The 13,772-nt window shown below is 72.3% G+C and carries 11 protein-coding genes; 4 read left to right on the plus strand and 7 right to left on the minus strand.

Going from position 1 to position 13,772, the window contains the following annotated elements:
• Positions 1–52: 52 nt before the first annotated feature.
• Both ACFEMC_RS04955 and ACFEMC_RS04960 read right to left on the minus strand, forming a co-directional pair.
• Complete coding sequence (locus tag ACFEMC_RS04955) at positions 53–937, minus strand: glycosyltransferase family A protein (RefSeq protein WP_380174170.1); 885 nt, start codon at positions 935–937, stop codon at positions 53–55.
• Positions 938–1,027: 90 nt separating this feature from the next.
• A complete protein-coding gene (locus tag ACFEMC_RS04960; RefSeq protein ID WP_380174172.1) occupies positions 1,028–2,653 on the minus strand; it encodes a dolichyl-phosphate-mannose--protein mannosyltransferase in 1,626 nt (541 codons plus the stop codon).
• Positions 2,654–2,751: 98 nt separating this feature from the next.
• Here ACFEMC_RS04960 and rsmI point away from each other — a divergent pair, with 98 nt between their 5' ends.
• Positions 2,752–3,624: a 16S rRNA (cytidine(1402)-2'-O)-methyltransferase gene (rsmI, locus tag ACFEMC_RS04965; RefSeq protein WP_380174174.1), complete on the plus strand. Its 873-nt coding sequence runs from the start codon at positions 2,752–2,754 to the stop codon at positions 3,622–3,624.
• Between the two features lie 18 nt (positions 3,625–3,642).
• On the opposite strand, the gene ACFEMC_RS04970 is transcribed toward rsmI, so the two are convergent.
• The 5 genes from ACFEMC_RS04970 to ACFEMC_RS04990 all read right to left on the minus strand — a co-directional run bounded on the left by ACFEMC_RS04970 (position 3,643) and on the right by ACFEMC_RS04990 (position 10,717).
• Positions 3,643–4,695, minus strand: a complete 1,053-nt coding sequence (locus ACFEMC_RS04970) for a hypothetical protein (RefSeq protein WP_380174176.1) — start codon at positions 4,693–4,695, stop codon at positions 3,643–3,645.
• Positions 4,696–5,094: 399 nt separating this feature from the next.
• Positions 5,095–7,134 (minus strand): acyltransferase family protein, encoded by a 2,040-nt coding sequence (locus tag ACFEMC_RS04975; protein WP_380174177.1) that lies wholly within the window; start codon positions 7,132–7,134, stop codon positions 5,095–5,097.
• 93 nt (positions 7,135–7,227) lie between these two features.
• Positions 7,228–8,847, minus strand: coding sequence for a cation acetate symporter (locus ACFEMC_RS04980; RefSeq protein WP_380174179.1), 1,620 nt, complete (start codon positions 8,845–8,847; stop codon positions 7,228–7,230).
• A complete protein-coding gene (locus ACFEMC_RS04985) occupies positions 8,844–9,218 on the minus strand; it encodes a DUF485 domain-containing protein (protein WP_380174180.1) in 375 nt (124 codons plus the stop codon). Before ACFEMC_RS04985 ends, ACFEMC_RS04980 begins: the two co-directional genes overlap by 4 nt.
• A 29-nt stretch (positions 9,219–9,247) precedes the next feature.
• Positions 9,248–10,717: an FAD-binding oxidoreductase gene (locus ACFEMC_RS04990; protein ID WP_380174182.1), complete on the minus strand. Its 1,470-nt coding sequence runs from the start codon at positions 10,715–10,717 to the stop codon at positions 9,248–9,250.
• A 149-nt stretch (positions 10,718–10,866) separates the two neighbouring features.
• Between ACFEMC_RS04990 and ACFEMC_RS04995 the strand changes: the two genes are divergently transcribed.
• The 3 genes from ACFEMC_RS04995 (at position 10,867) to ACFEMC_RS05005 (ending at position 13,767) form a co-directional block, all read left to right on the plus strand.
• A complete protein-coding gene (locus tag ACFEMC_RS04995) occupies positions 10,867–11,493 on the plus strand; it encodes a TetR/AcrR family transcriptional regulator (protein ID WP_380174184.1) in 627 nt (208 codons plus the stop codon).
• Positions 11,494–11,555: 62 nt separating this feature from the next.
• Complete coding sequence (locus tag ACFEMC_RS05000) at positions 11,556–12,809, plus strand: amidohydrolase family protein (protein WP_380174186.1); 1,254 nt, start codon at positions 11,556–11,558, stop codon at positions 12,807–12,809.
• Positions 12,810–12,858: 49 nt separating this feature from the next.
• Positions 12,859–13,767 (plus strand): diacylglycerol/lipid kinase family protein, encoded by a 909-nt coding sequence (locus ACFEMC_RS05005; protein WP_380174188.1) that lies wholly within the window; start codon positions 12,859–12,861, stop codon positions 13,765–13,767.
• Positions 13,768–13,772 lie beyond the last annotated feature (5 nt).

The following is a 13,772-nucleotide window of genomic DNA, read 5'->3' on the forward strand; positions in this document are numbered from 1 at the left end:
CCCGCCCGGACAGGGCCACCCGTCCCGGCGGGACCGACGGTCCGCGTCCAGCTCACGTCGAGACGTGTTCCCGGTGCTGCGCGAAGAAACGTCGGACGTCGACCTCGCGCAACCCGTCGTGGTCCTTGGTCGAGTGGATGATCGTCTTGCCTCGCTCGAGGATCTCCTCCACGGGCCACGGCAGCCCCTTCCAGACGACCGCCAGGGGCTGCCCGTCGCGGGCGAAGTCGTCGATCCGCCAGCCCGCGGCGCGAACGACGAGGCTGAGCAACTGGTCGTCGGCCATCGCACTGTGCCGCAGGGCCTTGCGGGTCAACCAGCCGTCTCGGGCGAGGGATTGCAAGCAAGACCGTGACATGAAGTACGCGGCCCCCAGGATGTGCTCACCGTCCTCGTACCCGTGCTTGCGGGCGGCCCGCAGCGTCCGGGCCATCACGAAGCTGAGCGCGGGGTGCCGCTTGGCGTTCCACGGTCGCAGGTCCCGGGCGATGGCCCGGCTGGCGGGGGAGAAGTCGCGCGGCTGCCCCGTGCAGGTCCAGCGGTAGGACCCGAGCAGGCCCACCTGCGGGTGCGCGGCGAAGTGGGCGGATGCAGCCGTGTGCGCGCCGGGACCGATGACGAGGGCGTCGGTGTCGAGCTGCAGCACCACGGGGGCGGTGCTGCGTTCCAGCACGGTGCGCAGGGCGAGGCAGGTGACATCGAAGAGGCCACCGTTCAGGCCGGAACCGGCACGGCCAGTGCTGACCCGGGTGAGTCCCGTGCCCCGTCGGGCGAGAGCCTGCTCGATGGCGGTCTCGCCGGAGTCGTCGACGACCAGCAGGAGTTCCAGGTCCGGACCCAGCCAGTGCTGCACGCTGTCGAGCGTGTCGTCGAGCCGGGACAGCGGGGTCCCCGGTCCCACGTTGAGGAAGACGGCGACTGGGTTCGTCGGTTGCACGGTGCCATCATGGCCGACACGGCGCGTCACGAGGACGTGGCAGATGTGAACAACGGGTAACCGTGAGCGCAGGGCGCCGCAGTCAGCCCGTCAGATCCAGCTCGGCAGCCACATCCGTCGTGCCCAGCTCTCGTACGGGATGACCTGGGCCGTGTAGATCGGCCAGAAGAACGCGAAGCACGCCACGCACAGCACGACGACGGTCCCCGCGACGGCCGCGCCCACCCGACGTCGCAGCAGCGCCGACTCGACGCTGACCCCCTTCCGCAGCACCGCCGTGCTCGGATCGGGCCCCAGGACCAGTCCCAGCAGGTAGACCACCGCGAGCACGACGAACGGGACGAAGACGACGGCGTAGAAGGTGAAGATCGTCCGGTGCTGGTACTGGAACCACGGCAGGTACGCGCCCGCGTACCCGGCGAGGATCGCCCCCGCCCGCCAGTCGCGGGCGAAGGCCCACCGGAACAGCAGGACGGCGAGGGCGATGAGCCCGACCCACCACAGCACGGGGGTCCCCAGGCTCGTGATGGCTTTGGAGCAGTTGTCGACGGTGCAGCCCTCGACCCCGTTCGCCTTGCTCTCGTAGAAGAAGGACGTCGGTCGTCCCTGCACGAGCCAGGACCACGGGTTCGCCGAGTAGGGGTGCGGGCTGTCGAGGCCGACGTGGAACGTGTACGCCTGCTGGTGGTAGTGCCACAGGCTGCGCAGCGCGTCGGGGACGACAGAGCCGATGCCGCGGGCGGGGTGCGTGGCACCCCAGTCGCGGTCCCAGCCCTGGTCGCTGCGGAACCAGCCGACCCAGCTCGCCAGGTACACGGCGATCGCCACCGGGACGAGGACGAGGAAGGCGCCGACGCCGTCGCGCCACACCGCGGCCGCGAACCACGGCCGCACGCCGACGGCCCGCCGGGCGCCCGCGTCCCACAGGACGGTCAGCAGCCCGAAGACGGCCAGGACGTAGATGCCGGACCACTTCACCCCGCACGCCAGACCCAGGCTCACGCCGGCTGCGAGCCGGTACCCGCGGAAGCCGATGCGGGGGCCGAGGCCGTCGGCGCCGTGCTCGGTGACCGCTCGCGCCAGTCGTTCGCGCGCGTGGTCGCGGTCGATCAGCAGGAGCGCGAAGGCGACCAGCACCCACCACATGAGGAAGATGTCGAGCAGGCTCGTCCGGCTCTCGACGAAGTGCTCCCCCTCGAAGGTCAGCAGGACGGCGGCCGTGACGCCGAGCAGGGTCGAGCGGAACAGACGGCGCGCGACCCGCCCGATCAGGAGGATCGACAGCGTGCCGATGAGTGCGGCGGAGAAGCGCCAGCCGAACGAGGAGTCGATCCCGAAGAGCCATTCGCCCGCGGCGATCATCCACTTGCCGACCGGCGGGTGGACGACGAAGTCGCCCGCGGTGCCGAAGACGTCCGGCGTCCCGGCCGTGAAGAGCTCGTCCGGCTTGGCGATGCTGCCGTCGTTGCGCAGTTCCACGCCGTACCGCAGGAGGGAGTACGCCTGCTTGACGTAGTAGGTCTCGTCGAAGACCAACTGGTGCGGCCGGCCGAGCTGGAAGAAGCGCAGGAACCCCGCGACGGCCGTGACCGCCAGGAGGGGCAGCCAGGCCCGCTTCCACGACTCGCCGTCGATCTCGGACGGCCCGCCGGTCAGTCGTTCCCGCAGGTCGGCGACCTGGTGCCGGGACGCCCGGTCGGTGGTGACCGCGCTCACGCGACGTCCCGGACCGGCTGCGGACGGTCCACGGGCAGCGGGGTGGCGATCACCCGGTCATCGTAGGTGCGCGGGCGGCGACAGCGAGGTGCGGCACGATGGCCCACGTGGACGAGCGCAGCGACCGACCGGGAACAGGACGGCTGGTGCTCGCGGGAACGCCCATCGGCAACGTCGGGGACGCCAGCCGGCGGCTGGTGGACCTCCTGGAGACGGCCGACGTCGTCGCCGCCGAGGACACCCGCCGGCTGCACCGGCTCGCCGCCTCCCTGGAGGTGACCGTTCAGGGCCGCATCGTCAGCTTCCACGAGCACAACGAGGCCGAGCGGACGCCGGACCTCGTCGCGGCCGTCCGCGACGGAGCGACCGTCGCGCTCGTCACGGACGCCGGCATGCCGTCCGTGTCGGACCCCGGCTACCGGATCGTGCGGGGGTGCGTCGAGGCCGGTCTGCCGGTGACGGTGGTTCCCGGGCCCTCGGCCGTGCTCGCGGCGCTCGCGGTCTCGGGCCTGCCGAGCGACCGGTTCGCCTTCGAGGGCTTCGCCCCCCGCAAGCCGGGCGAGCGCGCCCGGGTCTTCACCGCGCTCGCCGCCGACCAGCGCACGCTCCTCTTCTTCGAGTCCCCGCACCGCACGGCGGCGACCCTGGAGGCGATGGCCGAGGCGTTCGGTGCGGACCGTCCGGCCGCGGTGTGCCGCGAGCTGACGAAGACCTACGAAGAGGTCGTCCGCGCGCCCCTCGGTGACCTGGCCGCTTGGGCCCAGTCGACGGAGGTGCGGGGGGAGGTCTGCCTCGTCGTGTCCGGTGCGACGGAGCCCCCGGCTCGGGACGTCGGGGACCTCGCGGTCGAGGCGCTGGAGCTCGTCACCTCCGGGTACCGGCTCAAGGACGCGGTGCGGGTCACCGCCTCGCGGGCCGGGGTGCCCGCGAGGTCCCTCTACGACGAGGTCGTCAGCCGCCGCCGGGGGTGAGGCGGCCTCCGTCGCGCGTCAGGGCTTGCCGTAGTCCTTGGGCAGCGCCTGCAGCTTGCTCCAGGGGAACCCCTCCATGACGGCGTAGGTCGGCGTGCCGCGGAGCAGCGCCTTCCACGGGTCGACCCCGGTCGCCGCGATGCTCGCGGCAGGGCTCTCGGCGACCACGGAGGTGCACCCACCGGTGTCGGTGACGATGAAGCCGTACGTCTGGGCCGCCTTGGCGACCATGGTGGCGACCGGGTTCAGCCCCAGAGCGTCCACGTCGACCGACGCGGGCAGGCGCAGGCGGGTCCCCGTGGGGATGCTGTCCGCGCCGGTGGTCCAGCCGTCGCCGCGCGAGGCGGGGTAGCTGTGTCCCTTGCCCATGCGAGGCAGGGACAGGGCGACGGCATGATCGATGGCCCCGGCCTGCACCTCCTTGATGCCGATGGTTCCGCCGGAGACCGCGAGACCGCTCGCGCTGGCGCCGTAGGTCCCCGGGAACCGGCCCTGGCTCGTGGACACCTTGTCGATGCGGCCACCCCAGCAGGCCGACCACGTCGACCCGTCCTTCTTGGCCTTCCAGAACTCCCAGAGCTGGTCACTGCTGGGGGAGTAGACGGACAGCTGCCCGTCGCTGCCACCGGCGGGGACGGCGTCGGCGGGGATCGGCACCCGGTTGAAGTAACCGCCCGAACGCAGGAGGTCGGTGGGCGTGAAGGACATGCCCTGGCAGTTGGTCCACTTGACGTTCACGCGCTTCTGGGTGCTCGGGACCGTGTAGAAGCTGGTGTTGTACTGCCGCACGTTGAACGCGGCCAGGCCGCCGTACTGCTTGGCGGTCATGGCCGCGACGTTCTTGACCATCGCGGAGGAGTTGCCGTTCAGGGGGGCTTTGCGGACGTCCAGGCGCCACGCCGTGCCGGCGCTGAAGGGGCCACCCACCGGCATCAGCCGGTTCGTCGCGCTGCTCGTCGTGGCGGATGTAACGCTCGCGCTGTCTGCCGCGATGGCCGGTGTGGAGAGCCCCAGGGTGAGGGCGGAGACGACAGCGGGCAGGAGAGCAGCGGAGAGTCGACGGCGCAGCATGAGAGTCCTCGCAGGTTCCGATGTGGTCAGTGAGTACTGAGCCCATCGGGTGACCGGCGAACGGATCTTTAGCGCCCAGGCGCTTCGTTCACCCGTTCGGGCGAACGAAACCCTCCCTCAAACACGCTACGTAGTCACGCTTACAATGCGTGACGATTCCCACGTTGCCCTGAGACGTTTCAGCGTCGTAGTGAACCTGTCTGCGTGAGGTCGGCGAGCTTCGCTGTCGGTGTCATGCTTCCTCAGCCGCCACAAGCGGAGGGTTGTGGAAGGGGGTCGGGAGGGAGGCTGGGCGGTCGCCCTACCCCAACCGGCGGCCCCGGCGTACTCAGGCGCCGGGTCGCCACCGGAAGTCGGCCCTAGGGCTGAAGCGCAAGAATCGTGGGTGAGCAGCTCCGATCACGCGACATCGATCGTCCGGCCGAGGACGTCCGCGAGAGAGGCTGCGTAGGACGTCGTCATGTGGTGCGCGTCGCGGTACATGATGAAGCGTCCCGATACGGTCGGACACGTGGTGGGAAGGCAGAACCAGTCGGCCGTCGCCACGAACGAACCTCCCGAGGCCCGGACCGCTGATGCTTGGGCGGCGTCTCGCGACTCCGACAGCGCAGTAGTGCGGGGGCTTCCACAGGCCAGGGCGTCGGTGAGGTGGGCCGACAGGCAGTTGGGAACGTTCTGGGGGAACTCCGGGTTGTCCTCGAGCCAGTAGACCGCCGATGTGCCGACCAGTGCCCGCGTCGTGGTAGCCACTGCGGCGGCCCATGCGGCGTCTGAGTCCTCTCCGACCACCTGCTGGTTGCGGTAGCCCGCGATCACAACGGCTTCGGGGGACAGGGCCTGGATCTCCTGCAGGGCGGACGAGCGCCACGTGTCGCACTCCGAGAACGGTCGGTTCAGCCGGACCTGGTAAGCCGTGAGGGATGCGGCCGGACACGAGCTCTTGAGGAACGTCACCAGTTTGTAGTGCGTCCGTCGGGCCATGGCATCGAGGGGTTCGAACCAGGTCGCGGCGTGCGAGTCCCCGAAGAGGACGATGCTCCGGGAAGCCCTTGCATCCCCGCCGACGCATCGTGGGGTCGCGGTGTCGGTGAACGCGCCGAGGCACTGCGACGATGCGCGGCCGACATCGTCCGGGCTCGACTCCAGGGACGGCAGCGCGTTGCGAGGCACGAAGTCCGCGGTGGACGTGGCGTCGACTGGTCCACCCGGCGTCGTGGCGGCGGACCGGCCGGAATCCAGGTGGACGCTGGCGCCGACTCCGGTCGCGGCCAGGACGGTGAGGCAGGTCGCCGCCGCGAGCAGGCCGTAGCTCCGTCGAGTCGTCGCCAGGGCCCGCTGCCGGCGCGCGGGGTTCTCCACGCAGCGGTAGGTCAAGACGGCGAGGGCGACTGCAGCCGCGACCAGCCCCGCGCGTGTCCAGGGCTCAAGTGTCGTGGCCAGGCTCTGTGCCGGGATCACCAGGAGCGGCCAGTGCCACAGGTACAGGGAGTACGACACGTCACCGGTGCGGGTCAGGGGCTCGATCGCGAGCGCCCGTTGGGTGATGCCGTGGCGCAGGCTGCCGCAACCCAGCACCAGGGCGGTCCCGACGACGGGGACGAGGGCGTGCCAGCCGGGAAAGGGAGTCCCGTCGGTGTAGCGGACGACACTGGCCCCGATCAGGCCGAGCCCCGCCGCCGACGCCGCTTCCGTCAGCCACCGAGGACTCGTCTTGCGGCTCAGATGGACGGCGACGACCGCCGTCAGACCGCCCGCCGCGAATTCCCATGCTCGCGTGGGGAGGTTGAAGAACGCCCACGGCTGCGCGTGCGCCGTCAGCCACACGCTGAACAGCAGCGACGCGACTGAGCCGACCAGGAGGACTGTCAGGACGACGGGAACCGGTCGTCGCAGTGTCTTGGCGCACAACCAGAGCAGCAGCGGGAACAGGACGTAGAACTGCTCCTCGACTCCCAGTGACCAGTAGTGGAGGAACGGGGACGGGTCACTGCTCGCCAGGTAGTCCGTACCCGTCACCGCGAAGCGCACATTCGGGACGTAGAGCGCCGTCGCCAGGGCGTCCCGGACGATGTTGGGGAGTGCCAGCGGTGGGAGCAGGAGTAGGGCCAACGCGAGGGTGACGAGGAGGACCAGGGCAGAGGCCGGGGCGAGGCGGCGGATGCGCTTCGCCCAGAACCTCCCCAGGTCGATGCGACCCGTGTTCCGAAGCTCCGTGACGAGGTGTCCGATGATGAGGAATCCAGAGATGACGAAGAAGACGTCGACCCCGACGTAGCCTCCGCTGAGTCCCGGCACACCAGCGTGGTACAGGACGACCAGAGCGACGGCTACCGCCCTCAGCCCCTGGATGTCGAGGCGAGTCCCCACCCTCTGCGTGCGGTCCTCCGTCACGGAGAGGTCAGGGGTCGTGACGGTTCCGGATCGCCAAGTCGAGCTCACATCTAGATGGTGTCGCTTCATCTAGATGCCTGGTGCGAATGTGAGGATCTTGGAGCGTGATCCTCGTCACTCGATCGGCGCAGGTGACGACGGTCAGTGCTCGACCGCCTTCTCCGCCCCCGCCCCGGTGAGGCTGCGCACCTCCATCTCGGCCGCCCGCCGCTCATTCCCGCGCTCCCTGCCGGTGACCGACCCCAGCCACCCGAGGAAGAACGCCAGCGGGATCGTCACGAGGCCCGGGTTCTCCAGCGGGAACCAGGAGAAGTCGACCGAGGTGTTGCGGATCATGGACAGCGAGGCCCCCGTGGCCGGGTCGACCTTCCCGGACACGACGGGGGAGGAGGCGATGAGGACGAGGCAGGAGATCAGCCCGCCGTACATGCTCCACAGCGCCCCGCGGGTGGTGAACCGCGGCCAGAACAGCGAGTAGAGGATCGTCGGCAGGTTCGCGCTGGCGGCCACGGCGAAGGCGAGCGCCACGAGGAACGCCACGTTCTGGCCGTTGGCGAAGATCCCGCCGACGATCGCGACGGCGCCGATGACGACGACGGTGATCCGCGCGACGCGCACCTCGGCGCCGGGTTCGACCTTCCCCCGCTTGATGACCGAGGCGTAGACGTCGTGCGCGAAGGAGGCGCTGGCGGTGATCGCCAGGCCCGCGACGACGGCGAGGATCGTCGCGAACGCGACGGCGGCGATGACGCCGAGCAGGATCGTCCCGCCGAGTTCGTAGGCCAGCAGCGGCGCCGCGGAGTTCACCTTGCCCGGGGCGGCGAGGATCGCCTCCTTGCCGACGAGGGCGCCGGCGCCGTACCCGAGGACGAGGGTGAACAGGTAGAAGAACCCGATGATCCAGATGGCCCACACGACGCTGCGGCGGGCCTCCTTCGACGTGGGCACGGTGTAGAACCGCATGAGGACGTGCGGCAGACCGGCCGTGCCGAGGACGAGCGCGAGGGACAGGGACAGGAAGTTCAGCTGCGAGGTCCCGGTCGCGCCGTACTGCGCCCCCGGCCCGAGCAGGGCCTCACCGGCGGAACCGGGCGCGGCGACGGCCGCGCCGAGCAGGTCGGAGAGGTTGAACCCGTAGCGCGCCAGCACCCACACCGTCATCGCGCCTGCCCCGGCCACGAGCAGGCAGGCCTTGATGATCTGCACCCACGTCGTGCCCTTCATCCCACCGATGAGGACGTAGAGGATCATCAACGCGCCGACGACGGCGATGACGACGTTCTGCCCTGCGCTGGAGTCGATCCCGAGCAGCAGCGCGACCAGCCCGCCCGCCCCGGCCATCTGCGCCAGCAGGTAGAAGAACGACACCGCGAGCGTCGAGATGGCCGCCGCCAGGCGGACCGGACGTTCCTTGAGTCGGAAGCTCAGGACGTCGGCCATCGTGAACCGGCCGGTGTTCCGCAGCAGCTCGGCCACGAGCAGCAGCGCGACCAGCCAGGCGACGAGGAACCCGATGGAGTAGAGGAAACCGTCGTACCCGTAGACGGCGATCGCACCGGCGATCCCGAGGAAGCTCGCCGCGGACAGGTAGTCCCCGGCGATGGCGACGCCGTTCTGCGGTCCGGTGAAGGACCTGCCGCCGGCGTAGAAGTCCGCCGCTGTCTTGTTGTTCCGGCTTGCGCGCAGCACCACCGCGAGGGTGATGACGACGAAGGCCGCGAAGATGGCGATGTTGACGAGGGGTTCGCCGATGTCGGTCACGGACGGGCCTCCCGGTCGTGGGTGCTCTGCAGGGACGCGTTCTCGACCCGCTCGCGCAGGGCCTCCGCGGCGGGGTCGAACCGGCGGTTGGCCCAGCGGACGTACACCGTCGTGATGACGAACGTGGACACGAACTGCCCGAGGCCGAACAGGAGCCCGACGGTGATGTTCGAGTCGCCCAGCCGCGTGCTCATGAACCCGTGCGCGTAGTCGGCCAGCAGCACGTAGACCGCGTACCAGACGAGGAACAGCGCGGCCAGGGGGAGCACGAACCGGCGGAACCGGCGGCGCAGCGCCTGGAACTCCGGTGAGCTCCGCACCTCTTCGTACGGGTCGGGCGCGGTCCCGCGGGGGACGTCGGGTTCAGCCATCGTGACCTCCTCGTCAGCGTGGCCCGAGGCTAACCCTGTTCCTGGCCGACCTCCAGACGACACACAGGTTCGACCGCCTCCCCGATGGACCCGATGGACCCGACGGACCCGACGGACCCGACGGACCCGACGGCCCCGACGGGCAGCGGGGTGGCGCGGAAGACGTCCTCGGGGTCGTAGCGGGTCTTCAGCTCCAGCAGGCGCACGGTGTTCGCCCCGTAGGCGCCGGCGACGAGGTCGTCCTGGCCCGGCCCGAGGAGGTTGACGTTCCCGCCCCCCAGCGCGGTCCAGGACAGCCGGGAACTCGCGCGGTCCGCCCAGGCCCGGTGCAGCGCCCCGCGACCGGCCTCCTCCCAGCCGGCGACGACCTCGGCGACCAGGTGCGGGTGCCGCAGCGGCAGGGCGGAGGAGGCGGGGTCGACGCGGTCGGCGGCGCCGTGGAAGTGGTGCAGCCACACCCGCGAGTGGGGGGAGGTCACGGTCGCGCCGGCCTCCAGCAGGGCCTGCGCTGCGGCCGCGTCGAGCCGGGCCAGCGTGCGGGTGCGTACCAGTTCGTGCCGGCGTGCTCCAGCGGTCGGGAGGGCGCGGTCCTCGTCGCCGAGCAGCGACACGAGCGTCACGGGTGCGACGTCGCTGCCGGAGGGGGTGCCGAGGGCGGCCAGCTCCGGCACGGGGCCGGGCCGGTCCATCCAGGTCGCGGGGTCGCCGGACCAGACGGGCTGGACGACGACGACGGGCCGCCCCGTGCGGTCCCGCCGCATCCCGGAGCGCACGGTCAGCTCGTCCGGCGCGGACGCCAGGAGGTCCGCCAGCCCCGCGAGCACGGTGGGGGCCTGGGTCCAGGGGTACACGTTCGTGCCGCCGACGAGCACCCGCAGGGGGTGCAGGGCCAACCGGGCCTGCACGACGACGCCGAAGTTGCCGCCCCCGCCGCGCAACGCCCAGAGCAGGTCCGGGTCCCCGTCGGTGTCCACGCACGTGCCGTCGGCGAGCACGACGAGCGCGCCGAGCAGGTTGTCCGCGGCCAGCCCCGCCCGTCCCGTCAGCGGCCCGTACCCGCCGCCCAGGCTGAGGCCCACGAGACCGGCGTCCCCGCGCCAGCCCGTGACCGGTGCGAGCCCGTGGCCTGCGCTCGCCGCTGCGACGTCGAGACTGCTGACCCCGCCGCCCACCCGTGCGGTCCGGGTACCGGGGTCGACCACGACCGAGCGCAGGTCCCGCACGTCCAGGACGAGCCCGTCGGCGACCAGGGAACGTCCGGCCCAGTCGTGACCGCGGCCGAGCACGGACAGCGGCAGCCCGGCGTCACGGGCGGCCCGGACGGCGAGCTGCACGTCCGCGGTGTTCCGGCAGCGGACGAGGACGGCGGGGCGGGTGCCGACGGCGGCGTTGAGCACGCGGCAGGCCACGTCGAGGGCCTCGGGGGCGTGGACGACCCGCTCCTCGGGGACGCGGCCGCGCAGCTCCCGGACGACCGTCTCCGCGACCCCGACCCGCACGCGTCCGTCCTCCCCCTGGCGGCTGTGACCCAGCCGTGCGGGCGATCCTCGCCGACGACTTCGCCGGAGTGCAACTCCGGCGAAACCGTCACGTCACGTCAGGTCCGGCTGCACCGCAACGGATCGGTGCGTCGGGTAACCTCTTCGACGTGCCCCTGCCGCCCGACGGCCGCCGCGCCGAGGTCGCCCGCGCCAAGCGCAGCGCCGTCGTGGGCGCGGCCCGCCGGCTGTTCGCCGAGCAGGGCTACTTCACCACCACGGTCGAGCAGATCGCCCGCGACGCCGGGGTCGCCCCCGCCACCGTCTACGCCACGACGGGGGGCAAGCAGGGGTTGCTCTTCGAGCTGGTCGAGGAGTGGTCGACGACGCCGGCGGTGCGGGAGGCGCTCGAGGGGGTCGCGCGCTGCGAACGCGTCGAGGACGTCCTGGCCGAGCTGTCCGCCGGGGTCGCCCGCGTGCGCGACGAGTGGGGCGACGTCATCGAGGTCGTCCTGGCCACCGCGCCGCACGAACCCGCCGTCGCCGCCCGGCTGCTGGAGGTCCGGGGCGTGTACGAGGCCGACGTCGACCGGTGCGTGCGCCGGATCCTGCACCTGACCGACCACCCCGAGGCCCACCGCGAGGTCCTCGACGTCCTGTGGTTCTACTTCGGGTTCCGCGGCTACGCCCTGCTCGTGCACGACCGCGGGTGGGAGCCGGCCCGTGCCGAGCGGTGGCTCGTCCGGCAGGCGCTGCGGGCCGTGGAGGACGCGCTCGCCGCGGGCGTCACCGCCTGAGTGCTCTGCGCGACGGGCCCACCGGCGGGCGCCGCCACCGCCGTGCTGCGACAGTGACCGCCGTGAGCGCCTCCCAGCAACAGTCCCGGTCGCGCGACGTCGCCGTCGTCGGTGGGGACCTCCTCACCCTCGACCCGCAGTGGCGCGGTGGCTCCGTCCGCGGGACGGTCCTCGTCCGGGACGGGCGCATCGTCGCCGTCGGCCCCGACGTCCCGGTGCCCTCGGGCGTGCCCGTCGTCGACGCGACCGGCTGCTGGGTCCTGCCGGGCTTCGTCGACCCCCACACCCACCTCGGCGTGCACGCCGAGGGCGAGGGGTGGCACGGCGCCGACGTGAACGAGAAGGGCGAACCCCGCGGTGCCCGGCTGCGGACGTGGGACGGCGTCGACCCCGCCGACCGGGGGTTCGCCGACGCCCTCGGTGCCGGGGTCACGACGGTGGCGGTGTTGCCGGGCTCTGCGGGCGTGGTCGGGGGCCAGACGAGCGCGCTGAAGACCTGGGGTCCCACGGTCGACGCGATGCTGCTGCGCGCGCCGCTGGGGGTGAAGAGCGCGCTCGGGGAGAACCCGAAGAAGAACTCCTCGGGCGGGAAGGGGCCGGGGACGCGGATGGGTGTCGCGGCCGCGTTGCGCGACGCCTTCGCTGCGGCGCAGCGCTTCACCCTCGAGCGGGACCGCGCGCGGGCCGACGGCGGGGAGCCGGGCCCGGTGACGGGCACGGACCGGGACGCGGAGGTCCTCGCCCGCGTGCTGGCCGGGGAGCTGCTGTGGCACCAGCACGCGCACCGCGCCGACGACATCGCCACCGCGGTCCGGTTGGCCGACGAGTTCGGCTACCGGCTGGTGCTCAACCACGTCACCGAGGGGCACCTCGTCCTGGACCTGCTGCGCGAGCGCGGGTTGCCCGCCGTCGTCGGGCCGCTGCTGACGTCCCGCTCGAAGCCGGAGCTGCGCAACCGCTCGCTCGCCGTGCCGGGTCTGCTCGCCGGCGCCGGGCTGCAGGTCGCGCTGACGACCGACCACCCCGTCGTGCCGATCCAGTACCTGCCGGTCTCGGCGGCCTTCGCGGTCAAGGAGGGGATGGATCCCGACGAGGCGTTGCGCGCCCTCACGCTGAACCCCGCGCGCATCCTGGGCCTGGACGACCGCGTCGGGTCGCTCGCCCCCGGCCTCGACGGCGACGTCGTCGTCTGGTCCGGCAACCCCCTCGACGTCATGTCCCGGGCGCTGCACGTCGTCCTCGGCGGCCGGTCGGTCTACCGGTGGGAGGGCCGCGGCGAGGTCCTCGGCCACGACGGCTCCTGGAACCCCCTGTGACCCGCGCCACGGGCGGCACCCGTGGCGCGCGCCGGGCGTTGACCCCCGCGTGAGCGACCAGGACGACCAGAGCTTCCTCGCCCTCGTCAACGCAGGGGCCGGGTCTGCCAAGGCCGATGCCGTCGACGCGGTCGTCGGGGAGCTGGGCCGGGCCGGCGACGTCGAGCTGCGCCGCACGGGCAGCCTCGACGAGCTGCGGGAGGCCCTCCTGGGCGCGGACGGGCGCCGGATCGTCCTCATGGGCGGGGACGGGTCGCTGCACGCTGCGCTGCAGCTGCTCTGGGACGCCCGGCGGACGTGGGAGGTCGGCCCCCTCGGCATCGTGCCGCTCGGCACGGGCAACGACCTGGCCCGCTCGCTGCGGCTCCCGCTCGACCCCGTCGCCGCCGCCCGGCTCGTCACCACGGGCCGGCCGCGCGGTCTCGAACTGCTCGTCGACTCCCACGACCGCATCACCGTCAACACCGTGCACGCCGGCATCGGGGCGTCCGCGACCGCGAAGGCCCAGCGGCTCAAGAAGGGGCTGAAGGCGCTGGCGTACCCCGTCGGGGCCGCGTGGGCCGGCATCAGCGCGGGCCGGGGCTTCCGGGTGCGCGTCGAGGTCGACGGGAACGTCGTGGCGCCCGGACCCGAACCGGTCCTCATGGTCGGCATCGGCATCGGCGGCACGATCGGCGGGGGCGCTCCGCTCGTGCCGGGCGCCGATCCGCACGACGGGGTGGCCGACGTCGTGGTGAGCACGTCCACGGGGCCGCTCGCCCGGCTCGGGTTCGCGGCGGGCCTGCGCCGCGGCGTGCACGTCGAACGCCAGGACGTCACGACGGCGGCCGGGAAGGTCGTCGAGATCACCGCCGAGTCCGGCACGTTCCGGCTGAACTCCGACGGCGAGGTCACCGACCACCAGACGACGGAGCGCTTCGAGATGCACGCCGACGTCTGGCGGGTGGTGTGCCCCTGACGACG

Source organism: Kineococcus sp. DHX-1 (assembly GCF_042473625.1).
Classification (GTDB): domain Bacteria; phylum Actinomycetota; class Actinomycetes; order Actinomycetales; family Kineococcaceae; genus Kineococcus.